We start from the raw sequence: 15,673 nt of genomic DNA on the forward strand, positions 1-15,673 counted from the left end.
GCATGGCCGCCTACGACTACATCCATGACGGCAACGCCATCTATGAGCGCTCTTTTGCCATCATCCGCGCCGAGGCCGATTTGTCCCGCTTTTCCGAGGCCGAGGCGGACGTTGCCATCCGCATGATCCATGCCTGCGGCCAGGTCGAAGCATCAAGTCATTTTGTTTTCTCCAGCGATTTCGTCGCCGCCTCCCGCAGCGCCTTGGCGGCCGGCGCGCCGATCTTCTGCGATGCCGAAATGGTCTCGCATGGCGTCACCCGCGCCAGGCTGCCGGCCGGCAATGAGGTGATCTGCACCTTGCGCGACCCGCGCACGCACGACATTGCCAAGGAGATCGGCAACACCCGCTCGGCGGCGGCAATCGATCTGTGGGGCGAGCGTATGGCCGGTTCGGTGGTCGCCATAGGCAATGCGCCGACGGCACTGTTCTATCTCCTGGAAAAATTGCGCGACGGCGCGCCGAAGCCGGCGGCGATCATCGGCATGCCGGTCGGCTTCGTCGGGGCCGCCGAATCCAAGGATGCGCTGGTGCAGAATTCCTATGGCGTGCCCTACGCCATCGTGCGCGGCAGGCTTGGCGGCAGCGCCATGACTGCAGCCGCCCTCAATTCGCTGGCGAGGCCCGGCCTGTGAACGCAGCTGTCAAAGAAGATCTGGCAAAAGGCCGCCTCGTCGGCGTCGGCACCGGTCCCGGCGATCCCGAACTCTTGACGCTGAAAGCCGCGCGCGTCCTGGCCGCGGCCGATGTCGTTGCCTATTTCGCCAAGCGCGGCAACAACAGCAACGCGCGCGCCATCGTCGAGGCGCGTTTCCGGCCGGACATGCTGGAACTGCCGCTTCTCTATCCCGTCACCACCGAGATCGACAAGGATCACGACGACTACCGTTCGCAGATCACCGATTTCTACGAGGAGTCGGCCGAGAAGGTCGCCGAACACCTCGAAGCCGGCCGCATGGTCGCCGTGCTCTCCGAAGGCGACCCGCTGTTCTACGGCTCCTACATGCACCTGCATGTCCGGCTGGCACACTGCTTCCCGACCGAAGTCATCCCCGGCGTCACCGCCATGTCGGGCTGCTGGTCGCAGACCGGCGTGCCTATCGTCCAGGGCGACGATGTGCTGACGGTTTTGCCCGGCACGATGAGCGAATTCGAACTGACACGCCGTCTCGCCGACACCGATGCCGCCGTCATCATGAAGGTCGGCCGCAACCTGCCCAAGATCAGGCGGGCGCTGGAAGCCACCGGCAAACTGACCCGCGCCGTCTATGTCGAGCGCGGCACCATGGCCGGCAGCGTTTCGTTGAAGCTCGCCGACAAGCCGGACGACAAGGCCCCCTATTTCGCCATCGTGCTGGTCGCCGGCTGGTCCGGCCGGCCTGGCGTTATGGGAGGCACGCCGTGAGCGGCCGGCTCACCGTCATCGGCCTTGGGCCCGGCAATGCCGATCAGGTGACGCCGCAAGCCAGCCGCGCCGTCGCCGAGGCAAAGTTCTTCTATGGCTACAAGCCTTATCTCGACCGGCTTGATCTTCGCCCGGATCAAACCCGCGTCGCCTCGGACAATCGCGAGGAACTCGCCCGCTCCAAGGACGCGCTGGTAAAGGCGGCGGACGGCCATGACGTCGCCGTCGTCTCCGGCGGCGATCCCGGCGTGTTCGCCATGGCGGCCGCCGTCTGCGAGGCGATCGAGGCCGGTCCGGCCGAATGGCGCACCGTCGATGTCACTGTCGTGCCGGGCGTCACCGCCATGCTGGCGGTTGCCGCCCGCATCGGCGCGCCGCTCGGCCATGATTTCTGCGCCATCTCGCTGTCCGACAATCTGAAGCCGTGGGACTTGATCGAACTGCGCCTGCTGGCGGCGGCCGGCGCCGGCTTTGTCATCGCGCTCTATAACCCGATCAGCAAGGCGCGCCCTTGGCAGCTCGGTCGTGCCTTCGAATGCCTGGCCGCCATCCTGCCCGGCACCACGCCGGTCATCTTCGGCCGCGCCGCCGGCCGCCCGGACGAGCGCATCGAGGTCTTTTTGCTGGCCGATGTCGACGCGCAAAAAGCCGACATGGCGACCTGCATCATCATCGGTTCGCCGGAAACACGGATCATCAAGCGCGGCGACAAACCGGCGCTGGTCTACACGCCGCGCTCCGCGACGGGGTCGAGCAAATGATCGACCCAAAATTTATCAACAAGAGCGGCGAGTTCATCGACGGTCTCGGTCGAAGGCACCTCCGGCAGGAAGGGCCTGCGCACCATCACCACCTCGATACCGAGCGCCCGCGCCGCGGCGATCTTGCCGTAGGTGGCCTCGCCGCCGCTGTTCTTGGATACGACGACATCGATGCGGTGCTCCTCGAGCAGAGCGCGTTCATCCGCCTCGCGAAACGGCCCACGCGCCAGCAGGTAGGCCGCATCCGGCACCGCCAGTTTCGGCTCGACCGGATCGACGCTGCGGATGAGGTAGTGATGCTGCGGCGCCGCCTCGAAAGCCGCGACCTCTTGCCGGCCGAGCGTCAGGAAGGCGCGGCGCGGCGTCGATCCAAGCGCGTGCACCGCATCGCCTGTCCTATCGACCTGCGTCCAGCGGTCGCCGTCGACAGGCTTCCAGCCGGGACGGCGCAGCGCCAGGATCGGCACACCGGTCAGGCGCGAGGCTTGCGCCGCATTGGCGGATATCTGCGCCGCATAGGGATGTGTGGCGTCGATCAGCAGGTCGATGCCCGCCTCCCTGAGATAGGCGGCCAGCCCGTCGGCGCCGCCAAATCCGCCGCTGCGCACCGGCACGCCTTGCGCGACCGGGCTTTCGGTGCGGCCGGCCAGCGACAGGGTGACACGGAAATCTTCCACCAGTTTTTCGGCCAATTGGCGCGCTTCTGTCGTGCCGCCAAGGATCAGAATCTTCTTCATGAGCACCATGTTGAACAGCGTCGGCGCTGCCCCTCACCCCTACCCTCTCCCCGTGAAGAACGGGGAGAGGGAGGCGTCAGCGCCGGAGCGTCTCCCTTCTCCCCGTCACCACACGGGGAGGTGAGGAGTGGTCTGGCTGGCAGACGAAAAGTCAATTGCTTGACTTTTCGAACGACGAACGCCTCAGGCGAATGAGGGGCGGCGCGACATGTCAAAAAAACAGCCCACGCCAAAATGGCTCGCAATCGTCGGCATCGGCGAGGACGGTTTAGCGGGTCTCGGCGACGAGGCCAAGCGGCAGATCGCTGACGCCGAGACCGTCTTCGGCGGCAAGCGGCATCTGGCGCTGGTGGCTTCGCTCATCAAGGGTGAGCAGCGCCCATGGCCGGTGCCATTCGATGCCGACATGGCAGACGTGCTGGCGCTGGCCGGCCGGCGCGTCTGCGTGCTCGCCTCCGGTGATCCATTCTTCCACGGGGTCGGCGCCACCCTTGCCCGCAAGGTCAAGCCTGAAGAGATGCATGTCATCCCCGCGCCATCGGCGATTTCGCTGGCTGCCGCCCGGCTCGGCTGGGCGTTGCAGGACATCGAGACGATCTCGCTGCATGGAAGGCCGCTCGACCTGATCCGGCCGCTGCTGCATCCCAGGGCGCGCATCCTGGCGCTGACATCGGACGGCGACGCGCCAGCGACAATAGCGCGCCTGCTCGTAGAGCTCGACTTCGGCGGTTCGCGGCTGACCGTTCTGGAAGCGCTGGGCGGACCGAACGAGAAGCTTCGCTCGGCACGTGCCGACGCTTTCGATCTCAGAGACATCAATCCACTCAACGTGCTGGCGCTTGAGCTTGAATCAACACAAGAGGCCCCCATCCTGCCGCTGACCGTTGGCCGCGCCGACCATCTGTTCGAGCACGACGGCCAGATCACCAAGCACGACATCCGCGCCATGACGCTTGCGGCGCTGGCGCCGAGGCGTGGCGAATCGCTGTGGGACATCGGCGCCGGTTCCGGCTCCATCGGCATCGAATGGATGCTCGCTCACCCCTCGATGCGCGCTATCGCCATCGAGGCCAACAGCGACCGCGCCGCCCGCATCATCCGCAACGCCGCGCATTGCGGCGTGCCCGGTCTTGTCGTGGTGGAAGGGTCGGCGCCCAAGGCACTGGCCGGGCTGGACACGCCGGATGCGATCTTCATCGGCGGAGGTGGCAGCGACGCCGGCGTACTGAACGCCGCCATCAAGGCGCTGCCATCCCGTGGCCGTCTCGTTGCTAATGCGGTGACGCTGGAGATGGAGGCGCTGCTTCTCGCGGAGCACATCAAGCGCGGCGGCGACCTTACCCGCATCACCATTTCCCGCGCTTCTCCTGTCGGTTCGATGCAGGCCTGGCGCCCGGCCATGCCGGTCACCCAGTGGAGCTGGGTGAAGCCATGATGGTGGCGGGCATCGGCAGCCGGAAGGGCGTGAGCGTCGAAGACGTGCTCGCGGCGATCGAAACCGCCCTCGAAGCGCACGGGCTGGCGATAACGGCGCTGTCGGCCTTGGCGACCGCCGCGCTCAAGAAAGACGAAGAAGCGATCTCTGCCGCTGGCCGCACGCTTCACCTTCCCGTCATCATCGTTGATGACGCAGCACTTCAGGCCGTCTCGTCGGAGGCACTCAGCAAATCCGATCTCTCGCAGGACCTCGCCGGCACACCCTCCGTCTCAGAAGCCTCCGCCCTTGCCGTTGCCGGCCCCGGTGCAAAGCTGCTTGGTCCACGCACCGTGCTCGGCCCGGTCACCTGCGCCATCGCCATCAGCGGAGACGCGCCATGACCGTGCATTTCATCGGCGCCGGTCCCGGTGCCGCCGACCTCATCACACTGCGCGGCGCCAAGCTGCTGGCAAGCTGCCCGGTCTGTCTGCATGCCGGCTCGATCGTCGCGCCGGAATTGCTGCAACACTGCGCACCGGGGACCAAACTGATCGATACGGCGCCGATGTCACTCGACGAAATCGAGGTCGAATATGTGACAGCCCACCAGGCCGGCCACGATGTCGCCCGCCTGCATTCCGGCGACCTCTCGGTGTGGAGCGCCGTGGCCGAGCAGATCCGCCGGCTGGAAAAACACGGCATTCCTTACACGCTGACGCCGGGCGTTCCCTCTTTCGCCGCCGCAGCCGCAGCCCTTCGCCGCGAACTGACCATTCCCGAGGTGGCGCAAAGCCTGGTGCTGACCCGCGTCTCCGGCCGCGCCTCGAAAATGCCGCCGGGCGAAACGCTGGCCGGCTTCGGCCGCACCGGCGCGACGCTGGCCATTCATCTCGCCATCCACGCCATCGACCGAGTCGTCGCCGAATTGTCGCCGCATTATGGCGGCGATTGCCCGGTGGCGATCGTCTTTCGCGCTTCATGGCCGGACGAGCGCGTGCTGACCGGCACGCTCGCCACGATCGAGGCACTGCTCGCCGCCGACCCGATGGAGCGCACGGCGATCATCTTCGTCGGCCGCTCGCTGGCAGCGGAAGGTTTTGACGAGAGTTCATTGTACGACGCCCACTATCAGCGGCGTTTCCGGGGACGGGACGGATTGTGAGCGGTAAAAGCGAAAACACCACGCTCGAACAGGCCCTTGCCCGGCTGAACTTCAAGCCGCGCCGGCTTGAGCCGGGCCATGTCTGGCTGGCCGGCGCCGGCCCCGGCGATCCCGGCTGCCTGACGCTGGAAGTGCTGGCGGCTTTAGCCGAGGCAGATGCGCTGGTCTACGACGCGCTGGTCTCGCCCGACGTCGTCGCTGTCGCGGAAAAGGCCGAACTGTTCTTTGCGGGAAAGCGCGGCGGCAAGCCGTCGATGAAGCAGGACGACATCACCGCTCTGCTGGTGCGGCTGGCGCGCGATGGCCGCCGCGTCGTCCGGCTGAAGGGTGGCGATCCCTATATTTTCGGCCGTGGCGGCGAAGAGGCGCTGGCGCTGGCGCGCGAAAAAATCCCGTTCCGCGTCCTGCCCGGCCTGACATCGGGGCTGAGCGCGCTGGCCGCCACCGGCATTCCCGCAACCATGCGCGGCATCAACAAGGCGATCATCCTGGCGACAGGTCATGCCGCCGGCACAGATGACGATCTCGACTGGGGCGCGATCGCCCGCACCGGCCAGCCGGTGGTCATCTATATGGGCATGGCCAATCTGCCTGTTATCGCCGCGTCGCTGCTCGAAGGCGGGCTGGCGCCGTCGACGCCGGCGGCTGTCATCGTTTCGGCGACGACACCGCAGGAGCGGACCGTCGTCGCGACACTCGCCACCATTTCCGAAGCGGCCGCCGCGGCGGAATTGGCCTCGCCGGCCCTCATTGTCGTCGGCGGCATCGTCGCCATGCGCGCAGCACTGGCGGGTAACGCATGACCCGCGCCATCATCATCGGCGCTCCGCGTTCCGGCTCCGGCAAGACCAGCGTCACCATCGGCATTTTGCGCGCGCTCGCCCGGCGCGGCATCAAGGTGCGCGGCGCCAAGTCCGGCCCCGACTATATCGATCCGGGTTTTCATACCGCCGCAACCGGTCTGTCCGGCGTCAACCTGGACAGCTGGGCGATGTCGCCTGACCTGCTCAACGCGTTGGCCGGCAATGCCACCGAGGATGCCGATTTTATCTTCCTCGAAAGCGCGATGGGCCTGTTCGACGGCATCCCGGCCGGACAAGGCCGCACCGGCTCGGCCGCCGATCTGGCGCGGCTCTACCACCTGCCGGTGCTTTTGGTGCTCGACGTCTCGGGACAGTCGACGACGGCGGCCGCCGTCGCCAAGGGTTTTGCCACCTACGACCCGGATGTGCGCATGGCCGGAATCGTGCTCAACCGTCTCGGCAGCGAGCGCCACCGCAAGCTGTGCAGCGAGGCGATCGAAACGCTCGGCCTGCCGGTCGTCGGCGCCATCCTGCGCGATCCCACGCTCAATTTGCCGGAGCGCCATCTCGGCCTCGTCCAGGCCGGCGAATATGCCGACCTGATGACGCATCTCGACCGCCTCGCCGACATGGTCGAGAAATCCCTCGACCTTGACGCCATCATGGCGCTGGCCGCGCCGTTTTCGCCGGCATCAGGCAGTTTCGAACATGCCTTGCAGCCGCCCGGCCAACGAATCGCGCTCGCCGAAGACGCCGCCTTCACCTTCCTCTATCCGCACGTCGCCGCCCACTGGCGTCAGGCCGGCGCCGAGATCGTGCCGTTCTCGCCGCTAGCCGACGAAGCACCGGTGCAGAATTGCGATGTCTGCTGGCTGCCCGGCGGCTATCCCGAGCTCCACTCCGGCAGCCTCGCGGCGGCGACCAATTTCCGAGCTGGCATGGCCAGGTTTGCCGAGACCAAGCCGATCCATGGCGAGTGCGGCGGCTTCATGGTGCTGGGCGAAGCGCTGGAGGACGCGGCCGGCGAGACGCACGCCATGCTTGGCCTGCTCGGCCATTCCACCAGCTTTGCCAAGCGCAAGATGAACCTCGGCTACCGCGAGGCACGCCTGCGGGTCGCCTGTCCGCTGGGGCCGCAAGGCGCGCTGATCCGTGGCCATGAATTCCACTATGCGCAGATGATCGCCACCGGCAATGACGAGCCGCTGGCCGACCTCGCCGACGGCCAGGGCAATCCACTCGGCACCTCCGGCTATCGCCGTGGCCATGTCAGCGGCACCTTCTTCCACGCCATTGCGAGGGGTGCATGACCTCCGTGCCCTCGCCCCGGCAAGCGCTCGACGACGTCGCGCTTTGCCTCGTCTTCTTCACCCGGCTGCCGCTGCCGGTCTTCGACCTTCGTGGCCGCAGCCTGGCCGATGCGATCTGGGCGGCGCCTGTCGCCGGCCTCGCCGTCGCTGTGGCTGGTGCTGTCGTCTACGCCGCGGGCGTACAACTCGGCCTTGCCCCCGGCCCGGCAGCAGCCCTTGCGCTTGCAGCAACCCTGCTCGCCACGGGCTGCCTGCATGAGGACGGGCTTTCCGATGTCGCAGATGGCTTTGGCGGCGGCAAGACACGCGATAAAAAACTGGAGATCATGCGCGACAGCCGCATCGGCGCCTATGGCGCAGCAGCTCTTGGCCTGTCGATGCTCATCCGCTGGAGCGCGCTGTCGCAACTGGCCAATCCGACAGGCGTGCTCTTCGCGCTGATCGCCGCCCACGCCGCATCGCGCGGCCTGCTCGGCGCGTTCATGCATCTGGCGCCGGCGGCGCGCAGTGACGGCCTGTCTGCCGGCGCCGGGACCGTCTCGACCCAGACAGCTGTTCTCGGCGCCGTGCTCGGCGCCATCCCGCTTCTGACCCTGGGGCTCGGCGGCGCCTTTGCCGCACTGATCCTGCTCGCTCTCGTGTTCAGCGCCTTGCGCGCGCTCTGCCTCAACCAGATTGGCGGCCACACCGGTGACACGATCGGCGCCCTGCAGCAGTTGGGCGAGATCACGGTCCTGCTCGTCGCTTCCATTTCCCTGTCCTGATTCTTCCCCGGAGATTCCTTCCCCATGCCCTTCAAATCATTCGATGAACTGCGCGCCGCCTGTTTCGATCTGCCTGCCGGCAGCGATACCGCGGCCAATGCAGTCGCCCGCCGCCAGGACACGCTGACGAAGCCGCAAGGCAGCCTGGGCCGGCTGGAAACCCTCGCCGCCTGGCTGGCACGCTGGCAGGGCCGCGACATGCCGAAACTCGACCGCGTCAAAGTCTTCGTGTTCGCCGGCAATCACGGCGTCACCGCGCAGGGCGTGTCGGCCTTCCCGTCGGAAGTGACCGTGCAGATGGTGGCGAATTTTGCCGGCGGCGGCGCCGCCATCAACCAGCTTGCCCGCATCGCCGGCGCGGAACTCGACGTCATCCCGCTCGATCTCGATCATCCGACAGGCGACTTCACTGACGTGCCGGCAATGGACGAAAAAAACTTCCTCGCCGCCGTCTCGGCTGGCTATGACGCGGTGACGAACGACCTCGACCTCGTCTGTTTCGGCGAGATGGGCATCGGCAACACCACGCCGGCGGCCGCCATCTCGACCGCCCTGTTCGGCGGCGGCGCTGAAAAATGGACCGGGCGCGGCACCGGCGTCGACGATGCCGGGCTGAAGCGCAAGGTCACCGCCATTGAATCCGGCCTCAAGCGCCATGCCGACGCGCTGTCCGACCCGCTGAAGATCGCCGCCGCCCTTGGCGGCCGCGAACTCGCCGCCATCTTCGGCGCCACGCTCGCCGCCCGCCGCAAGAACGTCCCGGTGCTGCTCGACGGCTTCGTCTGCACGGCAGCGGCAGCTCCCCTGGCGCGACTGCACCCCTCAGGCCTCGCCCACACCATCGCCGCCCATGTCTCGGCCGAATCCGGGCACCGCCGCCTGCTCGAAGCGCTCGGCCTGCCGCCGCTGCTCGACCTCGGCATGCGGCTCGGCGAAGGCTCCGGCGCCTGCCTCGCCGTCAACATCGTCCGCTCGGCACTGGAATGCCATGCGAGGATGGCGAGTTTTGCCGAGGCTGGCGTTTCGGAGAAGTAAACCAGAGCGGTTTAGGGGACCGCCTTGGTAAGAAGCATCTTTTATTCCTGAAAACTCTTCAGTAGAGTTGGAGGATGATGAAGCTCCGTCCGCTTGCTGCTGCTATAGCTATCGCCGCGGTTCTTGCCGGTGTGTATCGGCGTAGCGGATACACAACCTATGGACCGCTCGACACCGCTATCCTCGTTGTCTTTCTGGTATTCTTCTGGTGGCTGATCAGCGACTTCTCAAGAAGAAAAGCCCGCGTCGATGCTGATGGACGTCAGAGCACGGATGGCGGGATCGCTTTTCGGTTCGGCAGATTTCTGCGTCGGGTTTTTCGACGTAGCAATCGCGGCCTTTGACACGGCAAATTGTAGGCCGAAATGACATTGCGCCGTGGAACCGGTCGCCTCGTTTCTGGGCGCGCGGCTCAGAGGATCACCGGAATAGCAAGTCTACACCGGAATGCCCTCGGCAGGCTCGCGCCACCACCGACGCATGCCGAAGACGCGTTAAAGCGTCTCTGATACCAAGGTCTTCCACCAACTTTTCTAGAAATTTGGTGGGTGCGCACAGGATTGAACTGTGGACCCGCTGATTAAGAGTCAGCTGCTCTACCAACTGAGCTACGCACCCACTCGGCCGGCAAAAACCGGCGTTGGCGGGCATATAGCCGCCGATACCGGTCCTGTCCAGCCCTGCCGGAATCATTTCCCGACAAATCGCTCCGGGCTTCGGTTTCGAGTGTTGCAGCGAAGCAAAAACCAGAGTCGTCGGCGGGACAGCGCCCCCCTCTGCCCTGCCGGGCATCTCCCCCACTTGGGGGGAGATTGGCAGCCTTGCCGTTTCGCCTGTCTTTCGGCGTTGGAGATTGGCGAAAGCCAATGCGACATCCGATCTCCCCCCTCGTGGGGGAGATGTCCGGCAGGACAGAGGGGGGCTTGAAGGATCGCCGACAGCGACGATCTCAGCCACGGGCTCAAACGAACAGCTTGCCTTCCGCCACCTTGATGGCATGGCCGCCGATGCGCGCCGAGGCCAGTTTTCCGCCCTCGACAGTGAGTTCGAGCCGGATACGCGATGGCCGGCCCATCTCCAGCCCCTGCTCGATCCACAGCTGCGAAATGCCGTCGGTCGGGCCATCGAACTGCATGATGGCGCCGGCAAAGGCCGCCGCCGCCGACCCGGTCGCCGGGTCTTCATAGGACGGCGTGCCCGGCACGATCATACGGACATGGAAGGCGCTGTCATGCTTCACCGTCTGGCGGCAATAGACATACGGGCTGGCGAAAGCCCATTCGCTCTTGCGCGGCGCCAGTTCGGACCAAGCCTGGTTGTCGAGCTTGACCCGGGCCGCAGCCTCCAGATTGGCGACCGGAATGGTGACGTAAGGCACGCCTGCCGACCAGAACGACACCAGGTGATTCTCGAAGCCGATCTCGTGCGGCGCCAGCCCGAGGGCGGCGCCGATCGCCTCCGGGTCGGCATCGAGCTTCAGCGGCTCCGGCAGCTTCGCCAGGTCGAACTCGGCAAAGGTGGCGCCATCGTGCCGGCTGACGGCGCAGCGCACCGGGCCGATATTCTCCTCCAGCACGAAGATGCCGGCTTCGCCCTCGCCTGTCAGTTCGGCCAGCGCGATCGCGGCGCCAACTGTCGGATGTCCGGCGAACGGCATCTCATAGTCGGGCGTGAAAATGCGGATGCGGTTGCGATGTTTTGGATTGTCCGGCGGCAGCACGAAGACCGATTCGGACAGGTTGAACTCGCGCGCAATGGCCTGCATGGCGGCTGTATCCAGCCCTTGGCTGTCGAGCACGACGGCCAGCGGATTGCCGGCCAGCCGTTCCGTCGTAAACACATCGTAAAGCAAGTAATTGCGCGTCTGCATCTTGGAAAACCTTCCGCCTCAATCCGAACATGGCCGAAATTTAATTTGATATTCGAACCACCAAGCCTGATCTGTGCACATATAGGGACATTACGTTTTCATAGGGGTCCGGCGTGGACCAGCTTGTCAATCTGCCAAAGACGGAATCGGATTCCGCCATCGAGGCGGCGCTTGGACTTGACCAGAGTGGTGTGCGCAAGACGCGCCGCCGTGGCTGGCTTTACGCGCTGCTGGCGCTGATCGCACTTGCCGCCGGGTTGGCTGGCTACCAGTGGTTTGCCGGCTCCCCGGCCAAGATCGACTACACCACCACGCCGGCTACCATTGCCGACCTCACCGTCGCGGTTTCGGCGACCGGCACGCTGCAGCCCCTCACCCAGGTCGACATTTCAAGCGAGCTGTCCGGTATCATCCGCTCGGTCTCCGCCGAGGAGAACCAGCAGGTCAAGGAGGGCGACGTGCTGGCGACGCTCGACACGGTGAAACTCGAGGTCCAGATCGAACGCGCCGAAGCCTCGGCCAAGGCCGCTGCCGCCAATGTCGAGGACGCCACGGTAACCCTGAAGGAGAACGAAAGCGCCCTCACCCGCGCGGCCGAACTGACCAGGCGTGGCATGGCGACCGATCAGTCGCTCGAGGCGGCGACTGCCACGCGCGACCGCTCCAAGGCGGCGCTCGATAGTGCGCAGGCCAATCTCGCCATCGCCCAGGCCGATCTCAAGGCGCAGCAGACCGACCTTGCCAAGAGCACCATCTATGCGCCGATCGACGGCATCGTCTTGACGCGTTCCGTCGACCCCGGCCAGACGGTCGCCTCCTCGCTGCAGGCGCCGGTTCTGTTCATCATCGCCGCCGATTTGAGGAACATGGAATTGGTGGCGGCGGTCGACGAGGCCGATATCGGCGCGGTCAAACCAGGCCAGCATGCACGCTTCACCGTCGATGCCTTTCCGGAGCGGCCGTTCGACGCCGAGATCCGCGACATCTCCTACGCCTCGGTCACCACCGACGGCGTCGTCACCTACAATGCACGGTTGGAAGTCGACAATAACGAGCTTTTGCTGCGGCCCGGCATGACCGCCACGGTTTCGGTCGTCACCAGGCAGGCCAAGAGCGTGCTCACCGTGCCTTCAACAGCGTTTCGCTATCGGCCATCGGCACCTGCTGCCCGCGCGTGGAGCCTCAGCGATCTGTTCACCGGCCGCATGGGTCGTGGCGGCAACCGCCGCCAGCCGGTGAAGGCGCCCACCGACGGCTCACGCACGCTCTATGTGCTGGAGAACGGCCGGCCGCACCCGGTCAACGTGAAGATCGGCTCCACCGACGGCGAACTGACCGAGATCACCTCCGGGCTGGATGAAGGTGCAGAGGTTATCACGACCTCGCAGCTGCGGAGCTGACGCCATGGCGGGCCTCATCGGTTTCGACACGGTCTGGAAGAGCTATGGCCAGGGCGAAGCCAAGGTCCATGCGCTGGCCGGCGTCGACCTCGCCATCCAGCGTGGCGAATTCGTCGCCATCATGGGCCCGTCCGGTTCGGGCAAATCGACCGCGATGAACATCATCGGTTGCCTCGACACGCCGACGGCCGGAACCTACTCCTTCATGGGCATCGACGCCGGGCGGCTCGACCGCAACCGCCGGGCGCTTCTGCGCAATCTCTATATCGGCTTCGTCTTCCAGGGTTACAATCTGTTGCCGCGCACCACGGCGGCGGAAAATGTCGAGCTGCCGCTGATCTATCGCGGCGCGCCGGCCCGCGAGCGCCGCGATCTTGCCATGCAGGCGCTGGCGGAGGTCGGCCTGGTCGGGCGCGAACATCACACGCCGGCCGAACTCTCCGGTGGTCAGCAACAGCGCGTGGCGATCGCGCGCGCCATCGTCACCAGGCCGACGCTGCTCGTCGCCGACGAGCCGACCGGCAATCTCGACACCGCCCGCACGCATGAGATCATGGAGTTGTTGACGCGGCTGAACCGGGAGCTCGGCTTGACCATCGCCATGGTCACCCACGAGGCCGATGTCGCCGATTATGCCGAGCGCACCATCCGCTTCCTCGACGGCCACGTCGCGTCCGACACGGCCAAGTCGGAGTTGGCGTCATGATCTGGGAAACCGTCCGCCTCTCTCTGCGCTCCATCCGCCGCAATGTGCTGCGCTCGTTCCTGACGCTGCTCGGCATCGTCATCGGTGTCGCCGCCGTCATCGCCATGCTGACCATCGGTTCGGGCACCACGGCCAAGGTCAAGTCGGACATCGCCAAGCTCGGCTCGAACCTGCTCGTCGTCCGTTCCGGCCGCCCGGCAGGCACTGGCGGACCAGGCGGGCTCGACCAGGCGGTACGGCCTCTGGCCGACAAGGATGTAGCCGCCCTCGTAGCCCACCTGACCGGCGCGCGCGCCATCGCGCCGGCGTCGCAGAAACAAGTCCGCGTCATCTTCGGCACCGAGAGCCTGACCTCGGGCGTCACCGGCACCGACAGCGCCTATCTCGACGCCCGCGACTGGAAGCTGGTGTCGGGCCGCCCATTCAGCGATTCGGAGACACGCTCGGGCACCGGCGTCTGCCTGATCGGCGAGACGGTGCGCCAGCAATTCTTCGGCGCCGGCGAACCCGAGGGCGAGATCATCCGCGTCAACCGCACCTCGTGCAAGATCATCGGCCTGCTCGAACCCAAGGGCTATACCGGCTTCGGCCAGGACCAGGACAATGTCGTCTTGATGCCGCTTGCCGCCTATCAGCGCCGCATCGCCGGCAACCGCGACATCGACAACATCTACGTCGCCGCCGACGACCGCACCCCGACCACCGAATTGCAGCCGCGAGTCGAGGACATTTTGCGCGACACCCGCCGCATCACGCCGGACCGCGAAGACGATTTCTCGATCCGCGACATGACCCAGATCGCCGACGCCATGGCCAGCGCCACCACCACCATGACCGGCATGCTGGGCGCCGTCGCGGGCGTCAGCCTGCTGGTCGGCGGCATCGGGATCATGAACATCATGCTGGTCTCGGTCACTGAGCGCACCCGCGAGATCGGCATCAGGCTCGCCATCGGCGCGCATGAAAAGCACATCCTCATCCAGTTCCTGGTCGAGGCGACGGTGCTGTCGCTGCTCGGCGGCATTATCGGCATCCTGATCGGCCTGGCGCTGGCCGGCCTCGCCTCGGCAACGCTGGCCATACCGTTTGCGCCGAGCCCGGCGGTCATCCTGCTCGCCGTCGGTTTTTCGGCGCTGATCGGCATGGTGTTCGGCTTCTTCCCGGCGCTGCGCGGCGCCAGGCTCGACCCGATCGACGCGCTGCGCCACGAATAAGCGCCAGATCAGCTCCACCGCAACCAACCGCTATCCACAAGGATGGGTGCTTGTCGACATCGGCAATACTTGTTGTCGTCCGGTCTGCGATGCTAATTTTAGAGCAAAGCATCTAGTCAAGGAGTTGCAATGAGCAAGAAGGCGCGGCTAATTCTGACGATGGTGATCATCGAAGGCGCCCTTGCGGGACTTTGGTGGTATCTCGCCCGCTACGGCATGGCCAATCCCGATCGTGTCACCGCCGATTTTCAGGCAGTCGTCGGCCAGACGATGGGCATGGTCATGGGTGGATTGCTGGGCATCGGCGTTATCCTGTTCCTCGTCGCCGCCCGCAACGACCGCAAGGCGGCGCAGAACAATCCGCGCCGTTAGCCCCCGCCACCGCCAAAATGCCACTCGACCAGCGGCTTCATATGCGGTGCCAGCCCTTCCGGCAGGTCGGCGGCGTGGCGGATGATCACCGGCCCCTCGATCTCCGGCTCGGTCTCGGTCGCGACGAAGGCGCCGATGCGCCGCGCAACCTCGTCGGCCGGCGCATCGACGTGGTAGCGGCGGAAGAGGACCGTGCCGGTCGAAGTCGACAGCGCATGGTAGCGCTTGCCGCGCGCAGCGCCTGTCAGGTCAAGCCCGGTCTCCTCGCGCACTTCACGGATCATGTTGAAATCGACATCGACGCGGCCATCGCGAAAATCGATCGGCTCGAACGAGCCGGCAGCGAAGTAGACACTGCCGGCCGGGACCGTGTGCGCGCCCATGCGGATCGCCACCAGGGCGTTGTCGCCGGCGACCAGCATGGCGTGGCCATAGGCATGCTCGGCGCCCGTCCCCTGCCGGTTCTTTCGCCACAGCAGGAAGGTCGAGTACTTCACCGCGTGACAACGCCCGACGATCCGCTTGTCGCGCCAGGCGAGCGCCGAGAGCAGCACCACCGTGCCGTCGAACAACGCCGGATTGGCCGTGACCTCGCGCCGCCAGTTGTCAGTGATCGCCTGCGCGTTGTCGCGCTCGAACGGATGCGGGCCGGGGTCGAGCCGGACGTCGATTTCGTCGACGGGCAGGATGACGTTGCGCGGCAGGTCGAAGCTCACC

The 15,673-nt window shown here is 66.0% G+C and carries 18 protein-coding genes and 1 tRNA gene; 15 read left to right on the forward strand and 4 right to left on the reverse strand.

Features of this window, described 5'->3' with window-relative positions; translation table 11 throughout:
• Nucleotides 1–2: 2 nt before the first annotated feature.
• The 3 genes from AC3CCE_RS22280 to AC3CCE_RS22290 are packed head-to-tail and all read left to right on the forward strand — an operon-like array spanning nucleotide 3 to nucleotide 2,166.
• A complete protein-coding gene (locus AC3CCE_RS22280) occupies nucleotides 3–635 on the forward strand; it encodes a precorrin-8X methylmutase (protein ID WP_352513045.1) in 633 nt (210 codons plus the stop codon).
• Nucleotides 632–1,405 (forward strand): precorrin-2 C(20)-methyltransferase, encoded by a 774-nt coding sequence (locus AC3CCE_RS22285; protein WP_352513043.1) that lies wholly within the window; start codon nucleotides 632–634, stop codon nucleotides 1,403–1,405. The genes AC3CCE_RS22280 and AC3CCE_RS22285 overlap by 4 nt, the downstream gene beginning before the upstream one ends.
• Nucleotides 1,402–2,166, forward strand: coding sequence for a precorrin-3B C(17)-methyltransferase (locus AC3CCE_RS22290; protein ID WP_352626234.1), 765 nt, complete (start codon nucleotides 1,402–1,404; stop codon nucleotides 2,164–2,166). The genes AC3CCE_RS22285 and AC3CCE_RS22290 overlap by 4 nt, the downstream gene beginning before the upstream one ends.
• On the opposite strand, the gene AC3CCE_RS22295 is transcribed toward AC3CCE_RS22290, so the two are convergent.
• Nucleotides 2,130–2,903, reverse strand: a complete 774-nt coding sequence (locus AC3CCE_RS22295) for a cobalt-precorrin-6A reductase (protein ID WP_032999802.1) — start codon at nucleotides 2,901–2,903, stop codon at nucleotides 2,130–2,132. The two genes, AC3CCE_RS22290 and AC3CCE_RS22295, sit on opposite strands and share 37 nt — an antisense overlap.
• Nucleotides 2,904–3,111: 208 nt before the next feature.
• Between AC3CCE_RS22295 and AC3CCE_RS22300 the strand changes: the two genes are divergently transcribed.
• From AC3CCE_RS22300 to AC3CCE_RS22335, 8 genes are all read left to right on the forward strand, one after another.
• Nucleotides 3,112–4,338, forward strand: a complete 1,227-nt coding sequence (locus AC3CCE_RS22300) for a bifunctional cobalt-precorrin-7 (C(5))-methyltransferase/cobalt-precorrin-6B (C(15))-methyltransferase (protein ID WP_023714300.1) — start codon at nucleotides 3,112–3,114, stop codon at nucleotides 4,336–4,338.
• The gene (locus AC3CCE_RS22305) at nucleotides 4,335–4,721 is read left to right on the forward strand and encodes a cobalamin biosynthesis protein (RefSeq protein ID WP_023712695.1); all 387 of its coding nucleotides are present in this window, start codon (nucleotides 4,335–4,337) and stop codon (nucleotides 4,719–4,721) included. The genes AC3CCE_RS22300 and AC3CCE_RS22305 overlap by 4 nt, the downstream gene beginning before the upstream one ends.
• Nucleotides 4,718–5,482: a precorrin-4 C(11)-methyltransferase gene (cobM, locus tag AC3CCE_RS22310; RefSeq protein WP_023670837.1), complete on the forward strand. Its 765-nt coding sequence runs from the start codon at nucleotides 4,718–4,720 to the stop codon at nucleotides 5,480–5,482. The genes AC3CCE_RS22305 and cobM overlap by 4 nt, the downstream gene beginning before the upstream one ends.
• Nucleotides 5,479–6,285 carry a uroporphyrinogen-III C-methyltransferase gene (gene cobA / locus AC3CCE_RS22315; protein WP_352626233.1) on the forward strand — a complete coding sequence of 269 codons (807 nt, stop codon included), beginning with the start codon at nucleotides 5,479–5,481 and terminating at the stop codon, nucleotides 6,283–6,285. Before cobM ends, cobA begins: the two co-directional genes overlap by 4 nt.
• Nucleotides 6,282–7,595 (forward strand): cobyrinic acid a,c-diamide synthase CobB, encoded by a 1,314-nt coding sequence (locus AC3CCE_RS22320; RefSeq protein ID WP_352626232.1) that lies wholly within the window; start codon nucleotides 6,282–6,284, stop codon nucleotides 7,593–7,595. The genes cobA and AC3CCE_RS22320 overlap by 4 nt, the downstream gene beginning before the upstream one ends.
• Nucleotides 7,592–8,359, forward strand: coding sequence for an adenosylcobinamide-GDP ribazoletransferase (locus AC3CCE_RS22325; protein WP_352445529.1), 768 nt, complete (start codon nucleotides 7,592–7,594; stop codon nucleotides 8,357–8,359). The genes AC3CCE_RS22320 and AC3CCE_RS22325 overlap by 4 nt, the downstream gene beginning before the upstream one ends.
• 24 nt (nucleotides 8,360–8,383) lie before the next feature.
• Nucleotides 8,384–9,394 (forward strand): nicotinate-nucleotide--dimethylbenzimidazole phosphoribosyltransferase, encoded by a 1,011-nt coding sequence (gene cobT, locus AC3CCE_RS22330; protein WP_352626231.1) that lies wholly within the window; start codon nucleotides 8,384–8,386, stop codon nucleotides 9,392–9,394.
• A gap of 74 nt (nucleotides 9,395–9,468) precedes the next feature.
• The gene (locus AC3CCE_RS22335) at nucleotides 9,469–9,738 is read left to right on the forward strand and encodes a hypothetical protein (RefSeq protein ID WP_023690936.1); all 270 of its coding nucleotides are present in this window, start codon (nucleotides 9,469–9,471) and stop codon (nucleotides 9,736–9,738) included.
• 198 nt (nucleotides 9,739–9,936) lie between these two features.
• Here AC3CCE_RS22335 and AC3CCE_RS22340 read toward each other — a convergent pair.
• Nucleotides 9,937–10,012: transfer RNA gene (locus AC3CCE_RS22340), tRNA-Lys, on the reverse strand.
• 343 nt (nucleotides 10,013–10,355) lie between these two features.
• Nucleotides 10,356–11,264: a PhzF family phenazine biosynthesis protein gene (locus AC3CCE_RS22345; RefSeq protein ID WP_352626230.1), complete on the reverse strand. Its 909-nt coding sequence runs from the start codon at nucleotides 11,262–11,264 to the stop codon at nucleotides 10,356–10,358.
• 113 nt (nucleotides 11,265–11,377) lie between these two features.
• On the opposite strand from AC3CCE_RS22345, the gene AC3CCE_RS22350 reads away from it, so the two are divergent.
• The 4 genes from AC3CCE_RS22350 (at nucleotide 11,378) to AC3CCE_RS22365 (ending at nucleotide 14,956) form a co-directional block, all read left to right on the forward strand.
• Nucleotides 11,378–12,664 carry an efflux RND transporter periplasmic adaptor subunit gene (locus AC3CCE_RS22350; protein ID WP_352626229.1) on the forward strand — a complete coding sequence of 429 codons (1,287 nt, stop codon included), beginning with the start codon at nucleotides 11,378–11,380 and terminating at the stop codon, nucleotides 12,662–12,664.
• Nucleotides 12,665–12,668: 4 nt separating this feature from the next.
• Complete coding sequence (locus tag AC3CCE_RS22355; protein ID WP_352626228.1) at nucleotides 12,669–13,370, forward strand: ABC transporter ATP-binding protein; 702 nt, start codon at nucleotides 12,669–12,671, stop codon at nucleotides 13,368–13,370.
• On the forward strand, nucleotides 13,367–14,584 hold the full coding sequence (locus AC3CCE_RS22360; protein WP_023685173.1) for an ABC transporter permease: 1,218 nt from the start codon (nucleotides 13,367–13,369) through the stop codon (nucleotides 14,582–14,584). Before AC3CCE_RS22355 ends, AC3CCE_RS22360 begins: the two co-directional genes overlap by 4 nt.
• 129 nt (nucleotides 14,585–14,713) lie before the next feature.
• Nucleotides 14,714–14,956: a hypothetical protein gene (locus AC3CCE_RS22365; RefSeq protein WP_023690325.1), complete on the forward strand. Its 243-nt coding sequence runs from the start codon at nucleotides 14,714–14,716 to the stop codon at nucleotides 14,954–14,956.
• Here AC3CCE_RS22365 and AC3CCE_RS22370 read toward each other — a convergent pair.
• Nucleotides 14,953–15,672: an NUDIX hydrolase gene (locus AC3CCE_RS22370; protein ID WP_023712689.1), complete on the reverse strand. Its 720-nt coding sequence runs from the start codon at nucleotides 15,670–15,672 to the stop codon at nucleotides 14,953–14,955. The two genes, AC3CCE_RS22365 and AC3CCE_RS22370, sit on opposite strands and share 4 nt — an antisense overlap.
• Nucleotide 15,673 lies beyond the last annotated feature (1 nt).

It is taken from the genome of Mesorhizobium sp. P160187 (assembly GCF_057766425.1).

Coding starts and splice junctions, on each gene's coding strand:
- AC3CCE_RS22295 (WP_032999802.1), bottom strand. CDS start 2,903: ATGAAGAAGATTCTGATCCTTGGCGGCACGACAGAAGCGCGCCAATTG.
- AC3CCE_RS22305 (WP_023712695.1), top strand. CDS start 4,335: ATGATGGTGGCGGGCATCGGCAGCCGGAAGGGCGTGAGCGTCGAAGAC.
- AC3CCE_RS22300 (WP_023714300.1), top strand. CDS start 3,112: ATGTCAAAAAAACAGCCCACGCCAAAATGGCTCGCAATCGTCGGCATC.
- cobT (WP_352626231.1), top strand. CDS start 8,384: ATGCCCTTCAAATCATTCGATGAACTGCGCGCCGCCTGTTTCGATCTG.
- AC3CCE_RS22320 (WP_352626232.1), top strand. CDS start 6,282: ATGACCCGCGCCATCATCATCGGCGCTCCGCGTTCCGGCTCCGGCAAG.
- AC3CCE_RS22335 (WP_023690936.1), top strand. CDS start 9,469: ATGATGAAGCTCCGTCCGCTTGCTGCTGCTATAGCTATCGCCGCGGTT.
- cobM (WP_023670837.1), top strand. CDS start 4,718: ATGACCGTGCATTTCATCGGCGCCGGTCCCGGTGCCGCCGACCTCATC.
- AC3CCE_RS22360 (WP_023685173.1), top strand. CDS start 13,367: ATGATCTGGGAAACCGTCCGCCTCTCTCTGCGCTCCATCCGCCGCAAT.
- AC3CCE_RS22355 (WP_352626228.1), top strand. CDS start 12,669: ATGGCGGGCCTCATCGGTTTCGACACGGTCTGGAAGAGCTATGGCCAG.
- AC3CCE_RS22365 (WP_023690325.1), top strand. CDS start 14,714: ATGAGCAAGAAGGCGCGGCTAATTCTGACGATGGTGATCATCGAAGGC.
- AC3CCE_RS22345 (WP_352626230.1), bottom strand. CDS start 11,264: ATGCAGACGCGCAATTACTTGCTTTACGATGTGTTTACGACGGAACGG.
- AC3CCE_RS22280 (WP_352513045.1), top strand. CDS start 3: ATGGCCGCCTACGACTACATCCATGACGGCAACGCCATCTATGAGCGC.
- AC3CCE_RS22325 (WP_352445529.1), top strand. CDS start 7,592: ATGACCTCCGTGCCCTCGCCCCGGCAAGCGCTCGACGACGTCGCGCTT.